At 67.2% G+C, this 20701-nt stretch carries 21 protein-coding genes; 18 read left to right on the forward strand and 3 right to left on the reverse strand.

The window, feature by feature from the left end:
- The first annotated feature begins 453 nt into the window (after positions 1-453).
- The 17 genes from AC6LKD_RS23400 (at position 454) to AC6LKD_RS23480 (ending at position 16553) form a co-directional block, all read left to right on the forward strand.
- Complete coding sequence (locus AC6LKD_RS23400; protein ID WP_498117622.1) at positions 454-1284, forward strand: MHYT domain-containing protein; 831 nt, start codon at positions 454-456, stop codon at positions 1282-1284.
- A 122-nt stretch (positions 1285-1406) separates the two neighbouring features.
- Positions 1407-1616 carry a Flp family type IVb pilin gene (locus tag AC6LKD_RS23405; RefSeq protein ID WP_207468202.1) on the forward strand — a complete coding sequence of 70 codons (210 nt, stop codon included), beginning with the start codon at positions 1407-1409 and terminating at the stop codon, positions 1614-1616.
- A 142-nt stretch (positions 1617-1758) separates the two neighbouring features.
- Positions 1759-2280: an A24 family peptidase gene (locus AC6LKD_RS23410; protein WP_492276281.1), complete on the forward strand. Its 522-nt coding sequence runs from the start codon at positions 1759-1761 to the stop codon at positions 2278-2280.
- The gene (locus AC6LKD_RS23415; RefSeq protein ID WP_013395080.1) at positions 2226-2687 is read left to right on the forward strand and encodes a TadE/TadG family type IV pilus assembly protein; all 462 of its coding nucleotides are present in this window, start codon (positions 2226-2228) and stop codon (positions 2685-2687) included. Before AC6LKD_RS23410 ends, AC6LKD_RS23415 begins: the two co-directional genes overlap by 55 nt.
- Position 2688: 1 nt before the next feature.
- Positions 2689-3177, forward strand: a complete 489-nt coding sequence (locus tag AC6LKD_RS23420; RefSeq protein ID WP_492276280.1) for a TadE/TadG family type IV pilus assembly protein — start codon at positions 2689-2691, stop codon at positions 3175-3177.
- Positions 3174-4133, forward strand: coding sequence for a Flp pilus assembly protein CpaB (cpaB, locus tag AC6LKD_RS23425; protein ID WP_498117607.1), 960 nt, complete (start codon positions 3174-3176; stop codon positions 4131-4133). Before AC6LKD_RS23420 ends, cpaB begins: the two co-directional genes overlap by 4 nt.
- Positions 4134-4197: 64 nt before the next feature.
- The gene (locus AC6LKD_RS23430; protein ID WP_498117608.1) at positions 4198-5559 is read left to right on the forward strand and encodes a type II and III secretion system protein family protein; all 1362 of its coding nucleotides are present in this window, start codon (positions 4198-4200) and stop codon (positions 5557-5559) included.
- A complete protein-coding gene (locus tag AC6LKD_RS23435) occupies positions 5556-6881 on the forward strand; it encodes a P-loop NTPase family protein (RefSeq protein WP_498117609.1) in 1326 nt (441 codons plus the stop codon). Before AC6LKD_RS23430 ends, AC6LKD_RS23435 begins: the two co-directional genes overlap by 4 nt.
- Before the next feature lie 33 nt (positions 6882-6914).
- Positions 6915-8276 carry a TadA family conjugal transfer-associated ATPase gene (locus tag AC6LKD_RS23440; protein WP_498117610.1) on the forward strand — a complete coding sequence of 454 codons (1362 nt, stop codon included), beginning with the start codon at positions 6915-6917 and terminating at the stop codon, positions 8274-8276.
- Complete coding sequence (locus AC6LKD_RS23445) at positions 8276-9199, forward strand: type II secretion system F family protein (protein WP_013395074.1); 924 nt, start codon at positions 8276-8278, stop codon at positions 9197-9199. The genes AC6LKD_RS23440 and AC6LKD_RS23445 overlap by 1 nt, the downstream gene beginning before the upstream one ends.
- Before the next feature lie 12 nt (positions 9200-9211).
- Positions 9212-10207: a type II secretion system F family protein gene (locus tag AC6LKD_RS23450; protein WP_498117612.1), complete on the forward strand. Its 996-nt coding sequence runs from the start codon at positions 9212-9214 to the stop codon at positions 10205-10207.
- Between the two features lie 11 nt (positions 10208-10218).
- On the forward strand, positions 10219-11076 hold the full coding sequence (locus AC6LKD_RS23455; RefSeq protein ID WP_498117613.1) for a tetratricopeptide repeat protein: 858 nt from the start codon (positions 10219-10221) through the stop codon (positions 11074-11076).
- Between the two features lie 22 nt (positions 11077-11098).
- Entirely contained in the window at positions 11099-11545 is a 447-nt protein-coding gene (locus AC6LKD_RS23460) for a DUF3613 domain-containing protein (RefSeq protein WP_498117615.1), read from the forward strand.
- A 101-nt stretch (positions 11546-11646) separates the two neighbouring features.
- Positions 11647-13689: a TadG family pilus assembly protein gene (locus AC6LKD_RS23465; protein ID WP_498117616.1), complete on the forward strand. Its 2043-nt coding sequence runs from the start codon at positions 11647-11649 to the stop codon at positions 13687-13689.
- A 49-nt stretch (positions 13690-13738) separates the two neighbouring features.
- Positions 13739-15133, forward strand: a complete 1395-nt coding sequence (locus AC6LKD_RS23470) for a sigma 54-interacting transcriptional regulator (protein WP_498117617.1) — start codon at positions 13739-13741, stop codon at positions 15131-15133.
- Between the two features lie 117 nt (positions 15134-15250).
- A complete protein-coding gene (locus tag AC6LKD_RS23475) occupies positions 15251-15955 on the forward strand; it encodes a DUF2968 domain-containing protein (RefSeq protein ID WP_498117618.1) in 705 nt (234 codons plus the stop codon).
- 139 nt (positions 15956-16094) lie between these two features.
- Positions 16095-16553: a DUF1178 family protein gene (locus AC6LKD_RS23480; protein ID WP_498117620.1), complete on the forward strand. Its 459-nt coding sequence runs from the start codon at positions 16095-16097 to the stop codon at positions 16551-16553.
- A gap of 71 nt (positions 16554-16624) precedes the next feature.
- On the opposite strand, the gene efp is transcribed toward AC6LKD_RS23480, so the two are convergent.
- The 3 genes from efp to AC6LKD_RS23495 form a co-directional block, all read right to left on the reverse strand.
- Entirely contained in the window at positions 16625-17185 is a 561-nt protein-coding gene (efp, locus tag AC6LKD_RS23485; protein WP_013395066.1) for an elongation factor P, read from the reverse strand.
- Between the two features lie 144 nt (positions 17186-17329).
- Positions 17330-18442, reverse strand: a complete 1113-nt coding sequence (earP, locus tag AC6LKD_RS23490; protein WP_498117621.1) for an elongation factor P maturation arginine rhamnosyltransferase EarP — start codon at positions 18440-18442, stop codon at positions 17330-17332.
- Between the two features lie 6 nt (positions 18443-18448).
- On the reverse strand, positions 18449-19651 hold the full coding sequence (locus AC6LKD_RS23495) for a DUF2863 family protein (protein ID WP_013395064.1): 1203 nt from the start codon (positions 19649-19651) through the stop codon (positions 18449-18451).
- A gap of 209 nt (positions 19652-19860) precedes the next feature.
- On the opposite strand from AC6LKD_RS23495, the gene AC6LKD_RS23500 reads away from it, so the two are divergent.
- The gene (locus tag AC6LKD_RS23500; RefSeq protein ID WP_492276273.1) at positions 19861-20637 is read left to right on the forward strand and encodes a DODA-type extradiol aromatic ring-opening family dioxygenase; all 777 of its coding nucleotides are present in this window, start codon (positions 19861-19863) and stop codon (positions 20635-20637) included.
- The last annotated feature ends 64 nt before the right edge of the window (positions 20638-20701 follow it).

Here is a 20701-nt window from a genome sequence, read left to right on the forward strand (position 1 = left end):
CGGACCCGATCGAGTATTGGATTGAAAAGGGTAGCAACAGTGTTAAGACAAAGTTGCAGTTAGCGGTGGACGTATGGTGCCAGTATTTCTGGTTGAATGACAATTCATTTCAAATTCCGCCTCCGTAAAGTGGCTGCATTTACATTATTTCGGAATATTCTTTTGTTGCGTAATATATTTTCAGGCAAAGATAAGCGAGCTTTGGCGGTTTTTATTAATGTTTTCGAAAACTTAGGTCCATCCGTTACACATCTTCTGTCGCAATATCGCGAAATTCAGTGAAAACCCTGATGTGTATGATTTGGCAATATATAAACTAAAGATACGTATCAAAAATACGCAAAATGTGTGGACCCGCCCGGAGGCGAAGATGGCTGGGGATTACCGCAAGAAGCACTGCAACAGCTTGCCGGCCGCGCGCTGCCGCAGCCGCTTGCCACACCGGGAGCGCACATGAGCCCGGGTGATGTCGTTCCGCTCTCCTTCAATGGCAGTCTGGTGGCGCTTTCATTCCTGATTGCGGCGTTGGGTTCGTATGTGGCCCTGTTGGCCGCCGCGGGTATCCGCGCGGAAACCCAGGATGGTGAAATCCGCATCGGCTATATCGTCATCGGCGCGGTGGCGATGGGCGGCGTGGGTATCTGGAGCATGCATTTCATCGGCATGCTGGCGCAGAACCTGCCTTTTGAAGTTGGTTACCAGGTCGGCCTGACGATACTCAGTTTCATGGTTGCGGCCGGGTTTTCCGGTTGGGCATTCTGGTATGTCGGCCGCGACCGATTCACTTTCCTGCGCTGCCTGGTAGGGGGCTGCGCCGCGGGGTTCGGCGTCGCTTCCATGCATTATGTGGGCATGAGCGCCGCGCGCATGCCGGCGGTATTGCTCTGGAATCTGCCGCTGGTGGTTTTGTCGGTGTTGATCGCCGTCGTCGCGGCCACTGCCGCGCTCTGGCTTGCCTTCAATACCCAGAATGAACGCCAGCGCATCGGCGCGGCCATTTTGATGGCCGTCGCGGTCTGCGGCATGCATTACACCGGCGCGGCGGCGGGCGCGGTCATCTGCACGACCACGAACGACGCCATCGGCCTGCATATCGGCGGCGCCATGCTGCCATACGTCGCCTTCGTGCTGTCCGCGGTCACCTTGCTCCTCATGCGCTGGCATTTGCAGCGCGCCTCCGAACGCTTTCGCGCGCGCACGGCGCAGCGCATCGACTCGATCATTGAATCGGCCCCTGGCGTGGTTGCGGACAGATTGCCCGGAACCACGCCGGGGCCGGGTTAGCTGGACCCTGGACGCGCGCCGCGGCAATGAGCGCGGCGCGTGGGCGGTTCCAGGCTTTAGGGGGCTGGCTCTGCTGCTTGAAGAACAGCCCCGGTCATCAATCGAGACCCATGGAGCTCGACATGAAAGCAACACTTGCGCAGTTCTGGAATGACGAAGACGGCATCACGGCCCTGGAGTACGGGCTGATCGCGGGAATGGTGGCGGTAGCCCTCATCGTCGCGGTGGGGGCATTTACCGGGTCCTTGAAAGGCATGTTCGAGGAACTGGGCACCAAGCTGGACAACGCCAAGACCGGTACCGGCACCACGCCTCCCGCAGGCGGCGGCTAAGCCGCGAACCTGTTCGCGTCGTGGCGGCAGTGTGTCGCTAGCCGCCGCGGCGCGTACCCGCAACATGGCATCACTTGATTGAAGGAGTCCGCGTCAGTCCCGACGCGTCCATCGTTGAAGTCGTTTTCTTGAAGGTCTTGCCTTGTATCCAGGGGAAGTGCTGTGGTGGCTGTTGTTTGCATGCTGGATTGTGGCGCTGATCCACGCCGATCTGCGCTATCGCCGCGTCCCCAACCGGCTGGTCGTCGCGGGACTCGCGGGCCAATTGCTATGGCTGCTGGCGGCCTGGCTGGCGCCGGGCTGGGCCTATCCGCCGCGCTGGTCGGGATGGTTGATGGCGCTGGCCGGATTTCTGGTCGCGCTACCCTTTGTGCCGCTCTGGGGCAGGCGCCTGATGGGCGCGGGCGATATCAAGGCCATCGCGGTGCTCGGCCTGTTGCTGGGCTTCGCGCCGCTGATGATGACGCTGGCGCTGGCCAGCGTGCTGGCCGGCCTGCATGGGCTGCTGTACCTGGCGGTGTCGCGGGTCTGGGCGCTGAGCAACCGCGCGCGCCAGATTCCGTATGCCGCCTATCTGGGCCTGGCCGCATTCAGCGCGGTTCTTATTCCGTGGAGTTCGCCCTGGTATTCGTGGTGTTCTTCCTGGTGTTTTACGGGATCCTGACGTACTCCCTGGTGGTCGCCGCGCAGCATTCCGTGACGCTGGCCGCGCAGGACGGCGCGCGCAAGGTCTTGCAGTGGCAGGCCGGTACCGCGTCGCTGACGGCGCGGGCCAATGCCGGACGCGATTCGGCGCTGTACCAGGCGGAGTGGATCAGCACCCTGTCCGCGGCGCCGGTGCAGGTGGCGGTCTGCGGCAGCGCGGGCGCGCTGAGCAGCGCGGCCGGCGGCGCCTGCAGCGGTTTGCCGTTGGCGCAGGACCAGATCGAAGTCAACGTGTCCTATGCGTATGGCGCCCATCCGCTCATTCCGTCGGTGCCGCTGTTGCAGGCGGCGCTGATGCCGGCCTCCAGTGTGCTGAGCGCGCGCGCGACCGTGCATCTGGGCAATGCCCTGGGCGGGGGAGGCTGAGATGCGAGCCTATGCGCAACGCCTCGGGAGCGCCCCACGCAAACGCCAGCGCGGCATTGCGGCGCTGGAGTTTTCGCTGACGCTCACTCTGCTGTTGCTCTTCATTTGCGGCGTGGTCGGGTTCGGCGCGCTGTTCTGGATGCAACAGCAACTGGCTGCGGCCGCCGCGGATGGCGCGCGCGCCGCTGTCTACGCCCGATTCAACGGCCAGGCCGATGTGCCGGCAGCGGCGTGTTTCGCTGCGATGGGCTCGTTCTCCGCCGGTTCGGCGGTGCTGTGCAGCGCCACGCGCGCGCCCTGCGCCTGGACCGGGGCGGGCGGCAGGCAGGCCGATTGCGCCACCGTCGCCATGACCTACAACACCCAGTCCTGGCCGCTGCTGGAGACCGTGCGCGGGCTGATCACCGCCTTGCCGGGCGCGAACCGGAACTGGATCCCGGGTAGGTTGCAATCGCAGGCCGTTGTGCAGATATCGCAGGGGGCGCCATGAGCAGTCTGAGCAAGATCGTCGCGGGTATATTGCTGGTGGCCGGACTGGTGCTGGCCTTCGTGGCCTGGCGCCTGGCGTCGGCGCCCGCCAGTCCTCCGGCCAGCCTGGCTCCCGCGCCGGTCGCGACGGCGCCGGCGGAACCGCTCAAGCTCCATCCGGTGGTGGTGGCCCGGCAACCGATTCCCGCAGGTTCGCGCATCGACAGCGCAAGCATGCTGACGGTGGCCCAGTGGCAGGTCGCGCTGTCCGGCGGCTTTGCCGACATCGCGCCGCTGGAAGGCGCGGTGGCGAAAGTCGACATCGCCGCGGGCGATCCGATCGTGCCCAGCCTGCTGACGCAAGGTTTGGCACGCCAGCTCAAGCCGGGCGAACGCGCCGTCGCCATCGCGGTGGACGAAGTGATAGGCGGCGGCAACCGCATCGTCCCCGGCGACATGGTGGACGTGTTCTTCATGATCGAAAAAAGCGCCGAAGTGGCGGTAGGCCAGGCCCGCCTGTTGCAGTCCCAGGTGCGGGTGCTGGCCTACGGCAGAGCCTCGGTGGAAGGGCCGGACGAAAAGTCGGCCCTGCAGCAGGGCGGTCCGGGCCAGCCGGCGCGCACCGCGGTGCTGGCCGTGCCGGTCGACCGGGTCAACGAACTGATGCTGGCCAGCCGCGCGGGACGCCTGCAGCTGGCGCTGCGCCCGGTGGGCGACGACAGCATGCCGGACGCGCAATTGTTCGCCCAACGCGGCACGGTGTTGCCGGTCCGCGCCGATTTGACGGCCGCGCAGCGCGAGTCGCTGCAGTCGGGCCCCAACCGCGCCTACGCCGGCGAGAGCCTGGTGCAACTGGACGGCACCACGTCCGCGGCGCTGGCGCCTGCCGCCCGCGCCGCGAGCCGGCCCCAGGGTTCCGGCGGCGGCCGGACGGTGGAAATCATCCGAGGAGATAAATCCGAGCGCGTGCGCTATTGAACGGGGCTGCGGGCGGACCAGGCGCTGGCCGCAGCCGGACTCTTTCCATCATCAGGTCCTGCACATGAAGAAACATCAGCGCACCACCATGATCTGCCTCCTGTCGGCCGCGGCAGCGATGACACTGGGGGGCCTCAGCCTGGCACAGACCGCGGCGCCGGCGGCTGGCGCGAATGCGCCGGTCCGCGACATCTCGATGGCGGTGAAGGGGCAGCAGAGCCTCGTGCTGGATGGCGGCGCGCCCGCGCGCATCGCCATCGGCGACCCCGACGTGGCGGACGTGAAGGTCTTGCCCGCCACCGGCAAGCGCGCGGCCTCCGTGCTGCTCTACGGCAAGAAGCCCGGCACCACGCAATTGCAGATCTGGACCGGCAACAACGCCGCGCCGCAGATATGGAACGTCCGCGTCGGCGGCAGCGTGCAGGGCGTGCTGGCGAGCCGCGGCCTGGGCGGCGGCGCCAACGTCGACATCGCCGACGGCCACGCCGTCGTCTCGGGCCATGCCGAGTCGCAGCTGGGGCAGATCGCATCGGCCACCATGGCGGCGTCCGCCGTGGGCGGGGAAAAGAACGTGGTGGACATGTCGACCGCGGGCACCGGCGGCGTGGTGCAGGTTGAGGTGAAGGTCGTGGAAGTGTCGCGTTCGGTGATGAAGGCGGCCGGCATCAGCTTCACGGCCAGCAACGGCCCCTGGAGCGGCGGCAGCTCCACCATGCCTGCCAGCCTGGGAGGCGCGCTGGCGTCCGGTTTTTCGCTGTTCTATGACTCCAACAACTTCTCGGCGCGGCTGCGCCTGCTGCAGACCAACGGCATGGCGCGCGTCCTGGCCGAGCCGACCCTGGTGGCCTTGACGGGGCAGAGCGCAAGCTTCCTGGCCGGCGGCGAATTGCCGATTCCGCAGGCGGGCGGCCTGGGGACGGTCAACGTGACCTTCAAGCCATTCGGCATCGGCCTGACCGTGACGCCCACCGTGCTGTCGCGCGACCGCATTTCGCTGAAGGTGGCGCCAGAGGCCAGCGAGCTGGATTACACCAACGGCATCGCCATCAACACCAGCGCGGACACCAGCACCATCATCCCGGCCTTGCGCACGCGCCGCGCCGACACCACGGTGGAACTGGGCGATGGCGAAAGCTTCGTGATCAGCGGCCTGGTGTCGCGCCAGACCAAGGCCATGGTCAACAAGGTGCCCATGCTGGGCGACCTGCCCATCATCGGCTCCTTCTTCCGCAGCGTCGATTACTCCCAGGAGGATACCGAGCTGGTCATCGTCGTGACGCCGCGCCTGGTGCGCCCCATCGCGCGCGGCGTGGCCCTGCCGCTGCCGGGAGCGAAGCAGGAGCAGACGGATACGGCATTCAACGCTTGGGGCTATTACCTGACCGGCCCGATGGGCGGCCAGCAGATGCCGGGCTTTTCACGGTGAGCAATATGAAGACACATGCCAGCGAATGGGTGGGCCTGCAAAACGGCACGCGGTTCCTGTTCTGCTCCCAAGGCAACGCGGTCGCCGCGCAGCTGGGGCAGGCTCTGGGCGACCTGGGGATGCTGACCCAGGAATCGCCGCGCATCGAAGAATTGGCGCGGCGCCTGACGGAGATCGCGCCGCAGGTGGTGTTCCTGGATTTCACCCTGAGCGACGAGGAACCCGGCAAGCTGTTCAAGTCCGCCGAACTGGCGCGCTTGCTGGCGCGCATTGCGCCGACGGTGCCGCGCGTGGCGGTCGGCTTCCTGAGCCAGCCGGAGGGGGCGATCGCCGCCTTGCGGGCGGGCGTCAGCGATTTCGTCGACCCCTCGGTGGCGCCGCAGGAGATCAAGGAAGTAGTGCTGCGCCTGCTCGACCGGCCGTCGGGCGGCCGCATGGACGGCACGCGCCGCAGCGTCGTGTTGCTGGGTGCGCGTCCCGGCGTGGGCACCAGCACCCTGGCGGTGCATCTGGCGGGCATGCTGCAGGACCGCCTGGCGCTTGCGCACGGCCAGCGCGCCGCCTCCGGCGCCAAGGCGCCCAAGCCTGCCGGCGAACCGCTACCCCTGTCCAGCCGGGTTGCGCTGATGGACCTGGGCTGGCCCGTCGGCGACTGCCAGCTCTACCTGAACATAGGCGGCGACTTCGACTTCGCCGAGGCTGCGCGCAATTTGCGCCGTCTCGATTCCACGTTGCTGGGATCCGCCATGGCGCACACGGCCAATGGCCTGAGCGTGCTGTCGCTGCCGCGCGACCTGGGCCAGATGCGCGACGTGTCGCAGTCGGATTCGCTGCTGGTATTCGAACGCATGCGCCAGCATTTCTCGGTCGTGGTGGCCGATTCGGGCGGTTTCACCAATCCCGAGTTCGTGTCGGGCCTGGCGCGCGCCTCGCAGCTCAACTGGATCGTGACCGATCAGAGCGTGGGCGCGCTGGTGTCGCTGGCCGGCCTGCTGCAGGAGCTGGAGCAGCTGCACGTGGAGCGGCGCAGCCTGGGCCTGATCGTCAACCGCTATGACGAGCGCTACGGCATGACCGCGCAGCAGATCGCCGAACGCTTCCAGCTGGAACTGGTGGGCACGCTGCCGGACCGCACGCTGCCTCTGATGGTGTGCACGAACCGCGGGCATTTGTTGCACGAAGAGGCCGAACGCGATGTCTATGTGCGCGCGGTGCAGACGCTGGCGGAACGCCTCTGCACGGAGGAGAACACGCCCGGCGGGCGGGCAGGCTGGCTGGCCACCTGGCTGCCCGGCGTGCACCGCCGCATGGTGGTCGGTTGACGGACAGACAGACGGACGGTAACGGGACCCGACATGATCATGACAGCGACGATAGAGTTCGGCGGCGACGGCGATAAAGGCTTTGTGGCGTCGGACCGCTACCAGGAAGTGAAGACGGCGGCCTACGAGCACCTGCTGTCCCGCATCGAAGAGCTGGGCGCGGAGTTCGGCCGCTGGGCCAGGTCGGCGATCCAGGAGTTCGTGGACATCGAGGTCGCGAGCTTCGTGCGCCTGCGCCGGGTGCCCATCAATGAAGGCGAAATGCGCGCCATCGCCGAGGCGCTGACCAAGGAACTGGCCGGCCTGGGCCCCCTGGAGGACCTGCTGGCGGACCCGGCCGTGGAAGACATCCTGATCAACGGCTACGACAACGTTTTCGTCTCGCGCCGCGGCGTGCTGGCCCGCGAGACGCTGCGCTTCACCGACAACCAGCACGTGCTGCGCATCGTGCGCCGCATCCTGGCCCCGATCGGCCGCCGGTTGGACGAATCCAGCCCCATGGTGGATGCGCGCCTGCCCGACGGCGGCCGCCTGAACGTGGTGATCGAGCCGCTGGCGGTGGACGGCCCCATGGTGTCGATCCGCAAGTTCCGGCAGGACCCGCTCAAGCCGGCCGACCTGCTGACCCTGGGCAGCTTCGACGAAGAGATCTACCGCTTACTGAATGAAGCGGTGAACAACCGCTGCAACATACTGGTGTCCGGCGGCACCAGCTCGGGCAAGACTTCGCTGCTGAACGCGCTGGCGTTCTTCATCCCCGAAACGGAACGCGTGGTCACGGTGGAAGACACCGCGGAGCTGTCGCTCAACCATCCTCACGTGGTGCGGCTGGAATCGCGCCAGGGGGGCTTTGACGGCAGCGGCGCGGTCAGCATCCGCGAGCTGATCCGCAACAGCCTGCGCATGCGGCCGGATCGCGTGGTGGTGGGCGAAGTGCGCGGCGCCGAGGTCATGGACATGCTGCAGGCCATGAACACCGGGCATGAGGGTTCGATGGCGACGATCCACGCCAACTCTCCGCGCGAATGCCTGTACCGGATCGAGATGCTGGCCGGATTCGCTGGATTCCAGGGCAGCGAGGACAGCCTGCGCAGGCAGATCGCCAGCGCGCTGGACTTCATTGTGCAGATCGGGCGCCTGTCCAACGGCAAGCGCCGGGTGTTGTCGGTGACCGAGATCACGGGCATGGGCGACAACGTGATCTCCACGCAAGAGCTCTATCGCCACGAATCCTATGCGGCGCCGGACGGCGAGGAGAAGGACCGCTGGACCTGGCTGGGCATCCACCCCCATACGCCCAAACTGGCAAAAATGCGCAACGAAGCGCGCGCCAACGACAACCCGCCGGACGACCGCGATGGCGGGGGCGGCGGATTCTGGAGCAGGAGGCGCTGATGCTGGAAGCCCTGGTGCTTGCGATCCTGGCGGCGGTGCTGGCGATCGGCGCGGTGCTGCTGTGGCGCCATGCTGGCCGCAGCGCGCGCCGGGCGGCCAGCTCCGCCTTTTTGGAAAGCCAACTGCAGCGGGGCCGGGACGAGGCCAGCGCCGATGCGCCCTTTGCCGAGAGCTCGCGCGAATTCCGCAGCGGCTTTTCCGGCTGGGACCGCTTGCTGCGCCTGGCCGGACTGCGGCAAAGCGTCGGCCTGTATTTGCGCATCGCGCTTCCTGTCGTTGCCGGCGCAGCGCTGGCCTGGGTTTTGCTGGGCCCGCTGTCGGGAGCGGTGACTTTGCTGCTGCTGGCCGTGTTTGCCTACTTCCTGCTGTGGCTGCGGGCCGACAAACGCCAGCGGCGCATGATCTCGCAGCTGCCCGCGTTCCTGGACAACATCGTGCGCCTGCTCACCATCGGCAACAGCATGGGCGCGGCGTTCCAGACTGCCGCGGCCGCCACCGACGAACCCTTGCGCGAGGTGGTGGAAACAGCGTCCAGCCTGAGCCGCTCCAAGGAGCTGGACGCGGCGCTGGCGCAAGTATCGCGTCTGTACGGGCTGAAGGAGCTGTACATGGTCGCGGCGGTGGTGTCGCTGGCCATGCGCTTCGGCGGCCGCAGCGACCAGGTGCTGGAACGCATGGCGGCCTTCATGCGCGACGTGGCCCAGGCGCGCAACGAATTGACCGCGAGTTCGGCCGAGGTCCGGCTGTCCGCCTGGATCCTGGCCTTGCTGCCCGTGGGCATCGCGGGCTTCATCATCGTTGCGAACAACAACCTGTTCATGGGCCTGTGGCAAGACCCGCAGGGCTTCAGGATGCTGCTCACCGCCGTGTGCCTGCAGGTCGGCGGCTGCTATTGGCTGTATCGCATGGCCAAGGCCATTTGAAGGGAGCGCCGCATGGACACCCTGCAATCCTGGAATGCAAGCACCGTGCTGGCGATGGCGCTGATGCTGGTGGCTGCCGGCCTGGTGGTGTTGGGCCTGGGAATGGCGCGGCGCCTGCGCAGCCAGGGCCGCAGCCGTCAGGTGGTGGATCAGGCGCTGGCCGCGCGCGAGGGTGGCGCGGCCTCGGCGCCCCAGCGCGGCGAAGGCGGGCCGGGGCGGCTGGCGGCGGCAGCGCGGGCGGCCGACACCTTCGGCAAACGCCTGAGCGAAGGCCGGCTGGCCGACGCGCTGTTGGCTTCCGAGGACCGCAAGCTGGTGGACATGGCGGGCTATGCCAATCCTGGCACCGCGCGTTCGCGTTTCGTGCTGATCCGGGTCGGCCTGGCGATCCTGCTGCCGGTGGCGGCGGTCACGCTGGACTTGAGCAAGCACCTTCCCGACATGCCGATGGGCGCATTGGTCGCGGGTTTTCTCGGCTTCGCGATCGGCTACATGCTGCCCAAATGGATCGTGCAGCGGCGCCTGGCGCGCCGCCGCAGGCAGGCGGCCGACGAGCTGCCCCTGCTGATCGATCTGCTGCGCCTGTTGCAGGGCGTGGGCCTGTCGATCGACCAGAGCCTGCAGGTGCTGGTCAAGGAGTTCGGCCAGGTGCTGCCGGTGCTGGCGTTTGAATTGCGCCTGGCCTCCGAACTGTATGTGCGCGGCCGCACGCGCGAGCAATCGCTGGCCAGGCTGGCCGCGGGCTTCGACAACGACGACCTGTCCGCCATCTGCCGCCTGATCGCGCAGGTCGACCAGCACGGCGGCGCGGTGCAGGAGCCCTTGAACCGCTTCGGCGAACGCCTGCGGGACAAGCGGCGCCTGGAACTGAAGGAGAAGGTGGGCAAGACCACGGTCAAGATGACCGGGGTCATGATCGTGACGCTGCTGCCCGCGCTGTTGATCGTGACGGGCGGGGCGGGGTTTATCGCGGTATTGCGCGGCTTGTCGCGCATGGGGGGAATGTAATGAACGGCGGAATGGAAAGCAGGTCGCGCGCATGGCGTTGCGCGCTGGCGGCCACGGTGCTGGCTGCGGGCGCGGGCTTGAGTGGATGCAAGACCAACAACGCGGAATCCGCCTGGCAGCTGATCCAGCAACAGCAGCAGGAACAGGCCTTGATGCGTCAGAAGGAAGACGAGGCCCAGAGCAAGAGCCGGCCCAAGGAACCAGAGATGATGCTGTCCATGATCGTCGAGGCGCAGCGCCAGGAGCGCTATTACGCGTCGCTCGCGTACATCGATGGCTATCAGCAGAAGTACGGCAACGACGCGCGGGTGGCGGTGCTGCGCGCCGAGGCGCTGCGCCAGACCGGACAGGCGGCGCAGAGTGAGCAGGCCTACCGCGCGCTGACCGCCACCGACCAGGCCGCCGAGGGCTGGCATGGCCTGGGCTTGATCGCCGGTTCGCGCGGGCAGTTCGACCAGGCGGCCGACTACTTTTCGCGCGCGGCCAGGTTGGCGCCCATGGACGCTCGGATCCTGGGCGACCTGGGCTACGCGCGCCTGCGGGCGGGCGATCCGGCGGGCGCGCGCGTGCCCCTGGGGCAGGCGGCTGAATTGACGCCGGAAAGCGGCAAGGTGCTGGCGAACCTGGCGGTGCTGCTGCTGGTCGAGGGCGATCCGCTCAAGGCGCAGCGTCTGATGGAGCGGGCGCAACTGAGCGAGGAAGCGCGCGGCCAGGTGCTGCGACTGGCCGCCGAGATCCGCGGCCAACTGGCCCCGGTGCCGGGCGCGTCCTACGCGCCGGCGACCAGGGTGTCCAGCGGCGGGCAGACGGTCATGCCGATGATGAGCCCTTTGATGGAAGGGCTGGGCAACGGCCCCATCGTGCGCTAACCCTGTCTTGAGGAAGACTGCCATGTCTCATTCGACCCAGCACGCATTGTTCATCCTGGTCTGCGCCCTGGGGGCGCTGGCGCCTTCCGCCGGCCATGCGCAATCCAATGCGCCGCTGACGGGCAGCATGTCGGGCGCTCCGAGCGGCGCGCCCGCGCCGGCGTCTGCGTCTGCGCCTGCGCCTGCGCCCGCATCGACCCCCGCAGCCGCCATGCCCGACCGGCCGGTGGTGCAGCAGATGCAGACTCCGCTGCCGCAAGCGCCGGCCGCCGCGCCCGCGGCGCAGGAGGGTTTCGGCGATGTGACGCGCGGCCTGTTGGCGGCGCAGGCCGACGGCCGGCGCGCCGGTAATGCCTTGCCCGTGCTGGGGCCGGTCTCCACGGCGGCCTGGAACCGCTATCTGGAAAGCTTCAAGCGTCCGATTCCAGAGTGGTTCGACCGGAATGTGGAGATCCCCAACGTCCAGTGAATCCAGGGAACCTGTTTCTCCGCCGCCTGCGGAAACGGAGTCGCAATAGCATGTCGGCCGGCCGTCCACATCCTTCCTCGCCGCCGCGGCAACGCGGCAGCATGACCGTCGCCGTGGTCTTCGCGGTGCTGGTGGGAGTGGTGTTGCTGGGCGTGCTGCAGCTCGCCTACGGCTACTACATGAAGCGCGAGATGCAGAAGGCGGCGGACCTGGCGGCGCTGTCGGCCGTGCAGGTCCTGAACCTGGGCTCCAGCGCGGATTGCGCTCGGGCCGCCGCCGCGGGCAAAGCCTCGGCCCTGGCCAATGTGCCGAACATCCTCGACTTGTTCACGGCCGCGGATTTCACGGTGGAATGCAAGGTGTGGGATCCGACGCGCTCCGACGCGTCCGGCATGCATGTCTTCGACGCGGCGGGCGGCCAGGCCTATAACGCGGTGCGGGTTGCGGTGCGCAAGCAGCTGGCCAATCTGATCCCCGGCGTGGGTGGGGTCACGGCGTCGGTCGCGGCGGTGGCCACCAACACGCAGCCGGTGGCCACCTTCACGGTGGGATCGCGGCTGCTGCGGCTGGAGCGGGGCGGTCTGCTGTCGCAATTGCTGGCCACGGCGGGGGCGTCGCCCACGCAACTGGATGTGCTGGACGCCGCCGGCCTGGCCAATGTCGGCATCACCCCGGCCGGCCTGCTGGAAGCGCTGGGCCTGCCGCTGTCGGTGGCGGCCGGCGTGGGCACGCCCGAGCAATTGGCGGCCTTAAGCAACCTCACCCTGGGTCAGCTCTTGCGCGCCACGCTGAGCGTCATCGACAAGCAGCGAACCGCCAACGCCGATGTCGGGCTGCTGAGCGCAGCCATCAACACGGTGTTGGACCTGATGCCGCTCAACCTGCCCGTGAAGCTGTTCGGAGACGGCGGCGTGCTGAATCTGGACGTGGTGGGCGGCGACCCCAGCGCCGCCTTGCAGGCCAAGGTCAATGCGCTCAACATCCTGGAAACCGGCCTGGCCATCGCCAACGGCAGCAACCTGATCAATCTGGGGCTGAGCGTGCCGCTGCTGGGCCTGGACGCGCGGGTACGCATCGTCGAGCCGCCTGCGGTGGCGGTAGGCGGCGTAGGCGTGCAGGCCGTCAGCGCCGGCATTCGCGTGTATCTGCGCGTCAACACCAGCACCATCCCGCTGGTGGGGCCTTTGCTGGCCAACACCCTGAACACCAAGGTGGACCTGCCCATCATCATCGACGTGGCGCAATCCACGGGCACGCTGCGCAAGCTGTGCGAAGCGCCGCTGGCCGAAAACCAGGCGATGATCGACGTGACCTCGGCCGCGGCCAGCGTCTGCCTGGGACGTTTCCCGGGCATGGAGTCCAACACCGACACCAAATCCGCCAATTTCCAGTCACTCACCAACCGCTGCGAGCCCAGCGCATTCGGCTCCGTTGGCCGCTACCAGGTCTTGAACGTGCTGGGCATACTGCCGCTCACTGCCAGGGTTGCGCTGCCGGTGTTCAATTCCTCGGCGCCCGTGCCGGTGACCTTGACCGCGCCGCCGTCGCCCAATTCCACCGCGACCGTCAACGCCACCAACCTGGACCTGTCCAAGCTGGTCGCGAATCTGGCGGACGCGCTGATCGGCGGCATCCTGGGCGACCTCTACAGTACCGGCACGCCGTTGAGCGCAAAGGAACGCAGCGACCTCGCAGCCAAACTGGTGGGCGAAGACCCGAACAACGCGGGCAAGACGGTCTCGAAAGTCGTCAACGACATGCAGTGGTCCAAGACCGCGATGGACCAGTTGGGTACACGCCTGACCACGGGCGGCCTGACAGGGGTGCTGGGCGGCACGCTGCAATTGGTCGGAAATATTCTCAAATCGCTCTTGGCGGCGCCGCTCAGCGACGTAGCCTGCGCCCTGTACTTTGCGCCGGACAAGATACGCCTGTGCCGCATCGATGCGGTCGGCACGCTGGCCTTGAGCGGCGATGACCAGGTGGGCGGTGTGCTGTCCGTCGTCATGGCTTTGCTGGCCCCTCTGCTGGATTCGCTGTCGGCGGTGCTGCAGCAGCTGTTGAACGCGCTGGGCCTGAGCCTGGGCCAGACCGACGTATCCCTGATCTCCGTGGATTGCGGCAAGCCCCGCCTGGTGTACTGATGATGAAGCTCCTGACCCCTATCCCTTTCCTTCACGCATGGTCCAAGCGATGAGCCAGAATTTCGCGCGCGAAGAATTCGACGTATACGTCTGGGAGGGCACCTCCGACATTGCCAGCCGTGCCGAACGCTGCCTGGCGGGCATGGACGTGTCGCTGCTGCGGGCGGACGCCGGCACCGCGTTTCCGCCGCCGCGCGACCTGGCCCGGCCCGCCGTGGCCCTGGTGTCGGTCTCCGTGATGGGCGACAAGCGCTTCAGCGGCTATGACTGGCTGGCGGCGCAGGGCCTGCCTGTCATCTGGGTGGCCGCGGAAGCGCGCGGCCGCGACCCGCGCTACTACCCGCCGGAATACTCCTACACGCTGCCGCTGACCTTCACCACGGCCGACCTGCGCAAGCTGCTGTATGAGCTGCTGGGCACGCTGAATCAGCTCACGCGTTCCGCGCCGCGCCGCGAGCAGCCGCTGATCGCCGTGTCCGCGAGCATGCAGGACCTGCTGGCCGAGGCGGAGATGTATGCCGACTGCCGCAGCAACGTGCTGATCCATGGCGAGACCGGCGTAGGCAAGGAGCGCATTGCCCGCCTGCTGCACGACCATGCCGCCTGGTTCGGCGGCCCCTTTGTGGCGGTCAACTGCGGCGCCATCCCCGAAGGCCTGTTCGAGGCGCATTTCTTCGGCCACGCCAAGGGCGCTTTCACCGGCGCGATAGGCGCGCACAAGGGCTACTTCGAGCAGGCCAGCGGCGGCACGCTGTTCCTCGACGAGATCGGCGATCTGCCGCTGTACCAGCAGGTCAAGCTCTTGCGCGTCCTGGAACAAAGCACGGTGACGCGGCTGGGCTCGACCGTGGAGGTGCCGGTGGACTTCCGCCTGGTCGCCGCCACCAACAAGGATTTGCGGGTGCTGGTGGGGCAGGACGAATTCCGCGCGGACCTGTACTACCGGCTGGCCGTCATCGAACTGCGCATCCCCAACCTGGAGCAGCGCGGGCCGGAAGAAAAGGCGGCGATCTTCCGCGCCTTGCTGCAGGGCCAGGGCGTGGACAGCGAACCGCCCCAATGGCTGCTGGACCGCGTCTCGCGCACGCGCTACGAGGGCAATGTGCGCGAGCTGTCCAACGTCGCCGAGCGCGTCGCCATCGTGCGGCGGCAATTTCAGGCCTGGGACCCGCCGCGCATCGAACGCATTTTCGACCAGTTGGCCGAACCGCTGCGCGTGGCGGGCGTGGCGGCCGGCGCGCGGGCTGAGCCCGCCGTCTTCACCGATGCCGAACGCGCGGAGCGCGAGCGCGTGCTGGCGGCGCTGGAAGCCAATGGCTGGCGCCGCCAGGACACCGCCCACACGTTGGGCATCAGCCGCAAGGTGTTGTGGGAAAAAATGCGCAAGCTGCAACTGGGCGCAGGCCAGGGCGAACCCGCCGATGGCGTTGCCGAGACCGTATGAACACGCAATAGGGAATGGCCCGTAGGGGGCGACAGTTCCGGGTCCGCCGCATGTAAGCGCGTCTGTCCCGGCCGCAATAAATTGCTATAGTTCCGCAACGATTTTTTTGGGGAAGGCATGAACGTCCAATTTATCCGTGGCGCCGTCCGCATGGCGCTGTTGGGCACGGCCCTGTCCGGCCTGGCCGCTTGCGCCAGCGCGCAATCCGAAGCGCCCCGGCCCACGGTTAAACAGGTCGAGGATACCCAGGCGGCATCCACGCCCGTGACTCCCCCCGCGCCGCCGCCGGCCGCGCGCCCGGCCTCCACGCTGTCGGAGCTGCAAAGCCTGATCCAGAGCCGCCAGGTGTCGGAGTTGCGCACCGCCTACAACGGCACCTACGGCGCCAGCCTGCTGTTCAAGCCGGACGACCTGACCTATTACGTCGCCCTGTTCCAGCAAAAGGATTTCTGGCGCGTGGTGAAGACTAAGTCGGATAAGCAGGCCGAAGCGACTTACCGCGCCTTCGTCGCCCAATCGGCCGACCTGGCCGAGGTGGACATCAAGCGCATCAAGATGCAGGCCGAGTACGCGCATGCCGAGAAGCTGCTGGCCAGCCGCAGCGCCGAACTGAGCACCTTGCAGGCCGACCGCACGCTGCGCATGCAGCAGGAAGAGCAGGTGGCGGCGCGCCAGGAGCAATCGCGCCAGGAAGCCACGGCGCTGGCCGATCAGCAGAAGGACGTGCGCCAGCAACTGCGTGATCTGCAACGCCAGATCGACGCCTTGCAGGCGCAGCAGGCGCTGGTGGCAAATCCCTCCGCGCAGAACCGCGCCAAATAAGCCTTCGGGCAGCCGGAAAAGCGGGCCTGCGGGCCCGCTTTGTCCTGGGCAGCCGGGAAAGGCATTGCGCACGCCAGGGACTAGCAGCCCGAGGCGCGCGCTTTCTTGTATTCTGGGAGTTGCACCCCATATAGACGCCATGGCACTTAAAGTTTTCGACCTCCAGTGCGAGCACAGCCACATTTTCGAGGGCTGGTTCAGTTCGCACGAAGACTACGACGCGCAACAGGCGCGCGGCCTCGTCACGTGCCCGGTTTGCGGTTCCGGCAGCATCACGAAGCGGCTGTCCGCGCCGCGCTTGAACGTCGCCCACCTGCACGCGCCCGCCGCCCAGCCGGCCGTGCCTGCCAACGCTTCCGACGCCGACAAGATGGCGGCCTTGCAGGCGGCCGTGATGCGCCAGGTGCGCACGCTGTTGCGCAATACCGAGAACGTGGGGCCGCGCTTCGCCGAAGAGGCGCGCCGCATCCACGAAGGCGATGCCGATGACCGCCCGATCCGCGGCACGGCGACGCCCGAGGAGCGCGTGGCGCTGGCCGACGAGGGCATCGACGTCATGGCCGTGCCGGACTTCCTGGACGACGAGCGCTTGCAGTAGCGCCAGTGCGCACCGCGGCAATAAAAAAGCCAGACCCGAAGGTCTGGCTTTTTTTCTGCCTGCTTGCCGGATCAGTTGTTGACGCGGCTGCGGTATTCGTTCGTGCGGGTGTCGATTTCGATCCTGTCGCCGATGGCGCAGAACAGCGGCACGTTCAGTTCGTAGCCGGTGTTGATCTTGGCGGGCTTGGTCACCTTGCCCGAGGTGTCGCCACGCACAGCGGGTTCGGTGTAGGTGATTTCGCGCACGATGGTCGTGGGCAGTTCAACCGAAATGGCGCGGCCGTCGTAGAAGACCACTTCCACGGGCATCGCTTCTTCCAGGTAGTTCAGGGCGTCGCCCATGCTTTCGGCTTCGATTTCGTACTGGTTGTACTCTTCGTCCATGAAGACGTACATCGGGTCGCCGAAGTAGGAGTAGGTGCACTCCTTGCGGTCGAGCTGGACGACTTCGAACTTTTCGTCGGCCTTGTAGACCGATTCGCTGGCCGAGGCGGTCAGCAGGTTCTTGAACTTCAGCTTCACAACAGCGGCGTTGCGGCCAGACTTGTTGTATTCGGCCTTCTGGACCACGAGGGGATCCTTGCCGACCATGACCACGTTGCCGACTCGCAATTCCTGAGCGGTTTTCATCGATAAAACTCCGGGGGTGATGGGTGCACTCGCCGTGCTTGCAAAAAGCCGCCGCAGCTATAGCTTCTAGCGGCTTCGTGCACACCCCGGGAGGCGTCATAGTAGAGGCCCGACAAATACAGGGCGCTCGGAAAACTCTCTATTCTAACGTTTCTTGGCCAAGTCTGCGCAAAAATCAGCCAGATTTTCGGCAAGATCCGGCAGCGCCGCCTGGCTCGCGTCCCAGGCCCGCGCGGCGGCGGCCCAGTCCGCCCAGGCGGCTGGCGCCAGGGCGGCCGACAGTGCCGCGGAGGTTGCGCCGGTTTCCGCTTGGTTCCAGGCGCGGATCAGCGCCTGAGCGGTTTCCGGGGCCGGATAGCGGGCCAGCCAGGCCTCCAGCTTTTCCAGGTGCACGTTCTCATCCTGGGGATAGATCTGCCAGACCAGCGGGCGCGCGGCCCAGGCGGCGCGGACGAAGGAATCCTCGCCGCGCACGAAGTTCAGGTCGCAGCACCACAGCAGCCGGTCGAAATCCGGCTGCGCGACGAAGGGCAGCCGGGCGATCAGCGGAGCGCCCGGCGCCGCGCAGGCAGCTTCCAGGCCGGGGGCCACGCCCTCGGGCGCCAGCAGCACGCTGGGGCGCGGGTCGGCGGACAGCGCAGCGGCCAGCGCCGCCACCGGCGCGGCGGGATAGCAAAATAGGGACACGGTGCGTGCGCCGTCGCCGCGGCGCAACAGCAGATCTTGCCCCACCCCCAGCGATCGCAGGAAGGCCTCCTGATCTTGCGGCGATGCCTGTAGGAGGTCCCGTTCGGCTGACAGGCCGGGTTCGCGCAGCAGGCCGCCGGTGGCGGCGGTGAAACCGGGAAAGTAGAAGTGCTTGACCAGCCCGTCCGGCCGTTGCGAGGGCAGGCCGTGGCAGCTTTCCACCCAGGCCTCGGCGCTCAGGTATTCCAGGTTGATCCATGCCGGATGCACCCGGCGCATGCTGTCCAGGAACGCCTCGGGAGGATCGCAGGCGAAGGCCTCGATCACCACGTCGCGGGCGCCGAGCGCCGGATCCGGCGTATCGGACCAGTGCACGATGTCGATGCCGGCCAGTTGCTGGCGCGGCAGCCCGGCAACGATGCCGGGCTGGATGCGCGCAAAGCTGGCAAGGTCGTCGACCCACAGGCGCACATCCCAGCCGCGGCCGTGCGCCAGCCGGCGGGCCAAGCGCCAGCAGACGCCGATGTCGCCGTAGTTGTCGACGACCCGGCAGAAGATGTCCGCTTGCATTGCCGCCTAGTGGAACTTGGCCGGGGAGGCTTCCGCGTCCTCGGGCAGTTCGGCGTGCACCAGTTCGCCCAGGGGATTCGGGAAGTAGGGCGCGCCGCAGTCTTCACAGTACTCGGGCGGCAGCACGCCGGGGATGCGGCGCACTTCGGTCACGCCGTATTCCTTCAGCAGCGCGGCGATCTCGTCGACCACGTCGGGCTGGCCTTCATCGGCCGGCAGGTCTTCTTCGCGGCCATACAGGGGCCAGACGCAGCCGTAGTAGACGTCGTTGCTGCTGCGGGCGGTAAAGCCGATGCGATACTCGTCGATGCGGCTTTCGCCGCAGCCGGCCACCACTGCCCGCAATTGGGAGGCTTCGAGGCTGACCGCGCCTTCGAGCCAGCTGACCGCCGCGCGCAGCGACAGCGGGCGTACCCGCCGGTCGGCTTCGCGGTTGCTGACGTAGTAGGCGTCGGGCAGCAGGGCTTCGAAACCGCAGCCGGGCAGCAGATTGGCCAGGGTGGGCTGGGCCTGCGCCGCCCATTGTTCCTGGCAGGCGTCGCGGCTGGCCTCGGCCTCGCCCAGCTGTTCCTGCCAGCGGAAGATCGGCTCGCCTTCGGGCACCGCGACGGCCGCCACGATGTAGCGCGTGTCGGCCAGCATGTTGGCCGTTTCGGTCTCGGTATTCAGGGCGGGCTTGGTGGTTTCGGCGCCCAGCGCCTGCGTGCCCAGGCGCTGCAGCCATTGCCAGGTTTCGGAGAAGGTGCGCGGCATCTGGTCCACGCTGACCAGCATGGGCATCAGCGTGCTGCGAGCCTTGCTGGACAGGACATGGCCGTGCAGCTGCGCGACCAGCGCCTGTTGCGCGCTGGCCGAAATCGGACCGGTAGGGATGGCGTAGCGGGTCCAGGCGACGATGGGCGCCACGACCAGCAAAATGTCATGGCGGACGCCATTTTTCTCGATCTTCATCGATTCGGACAGGGTTTCGGCCTGTTCGATCAGGATCTCGTAGGCGCCCACATCGCTCTGGGCGAGGTGGTCCAGGGCCGCTTCCAGGGGGGCGTCCTGCCCTGCCTTCAGCAACTTCGGAATCGCTTCGCCAAGCAGGTTCTCCCAGAACACGTCTTCGAGGCGGCTGCCCGAGCGGTTGAGCGCCTGGGCAAGCGTGACCAGTTTGGCGGCGTCACGGGTGAGGCGGGGAGCGGATTGGCTGCGGGATCGGGCCATAACTTCGGGGAGCGTCCAGTAAGTGTGCAACTGCGTAGTTTAACGCCCGGCGCGCACTGCGGCGCGACGGCCCTGCCAGAGCTCGCAGCGATGGGCCTACGAGCTTATTGATGCTTAAGTAGCAATAGTTAATGTCAATTAAGGTTATTTATTGCTGAGATGAAACGGCGGAAAATGCTCACATCGACTCAATATCAGGAGGCATTGCCATGCGCTGGCCTACGCTTTTCGTTTCCCATGGATCCCCCATGCTCGCCGTCGAGCCCGGCCAGACCGGCCCGGCGCTAGCCGCCTGGAGCGCGGCGCAAGGCCGCAAGCCCAAAGGCATCCTGGTGGTGTCGCCGCACTGGATGGGCGAGGGCCTGGCATTGTCCACCCGCGACCGCCAGGTGGCCTGGCACGATTTCGGCGGTTTTCCGCAGGAACTCTATACGCTGCAGTACCCGGCTCCCGGCTCGCCTGAGCTGGCGGCGCGGGTGCAGGGCTTGCTGGCCGAGTCGGGCATCGTCGCCGACCTGGATCCGCGCCGTCCGCTGGACCATGGCGCCTGGGTGCCGCTGCGCTACCTCTATCCGGAAGCGGACGTGCCGGTGGTGCAACTGTCCCTGGACATGGGCCGCGACGCGGCCGGGCAATTGGAACTCGGCCGCGCGCTGGCCCGACTGCGGGACGAGGACATCCTGGTCATCGGCTCGGGCTCGCTGACGCACAACCTGCGCCACGTGCGCATGCCGCAGGACGCGCCCGCGCTGCCCTATGTGCCGGCCTTCCAGCAGTGGTACGCCGACAAGCTTGCCGGGCGCGACCTGCCGGCGCTGCTGGACTGGGAAGCGCAGGCGCCGGACGCGGCGCAGGCCCATCCGCACGACGATCACCTGATGCCGCTGTACGTGGCGTTGGGTGCGGGCGGGGCGGGCTTTCAACGCCTGACCGACGAGGTCTCCTACGGCGCGCTGGCGATGGACGCCTACGAGTTCGCGGACTGATCGGGGCGCGGCCGCCGCACCGCGCAGGCAATGAAAATGCCCCGGCAACCTCGCGGTTGCCGGG

This window comes from Achromobacter sp. D7-1, assembly GCF_059760445.1.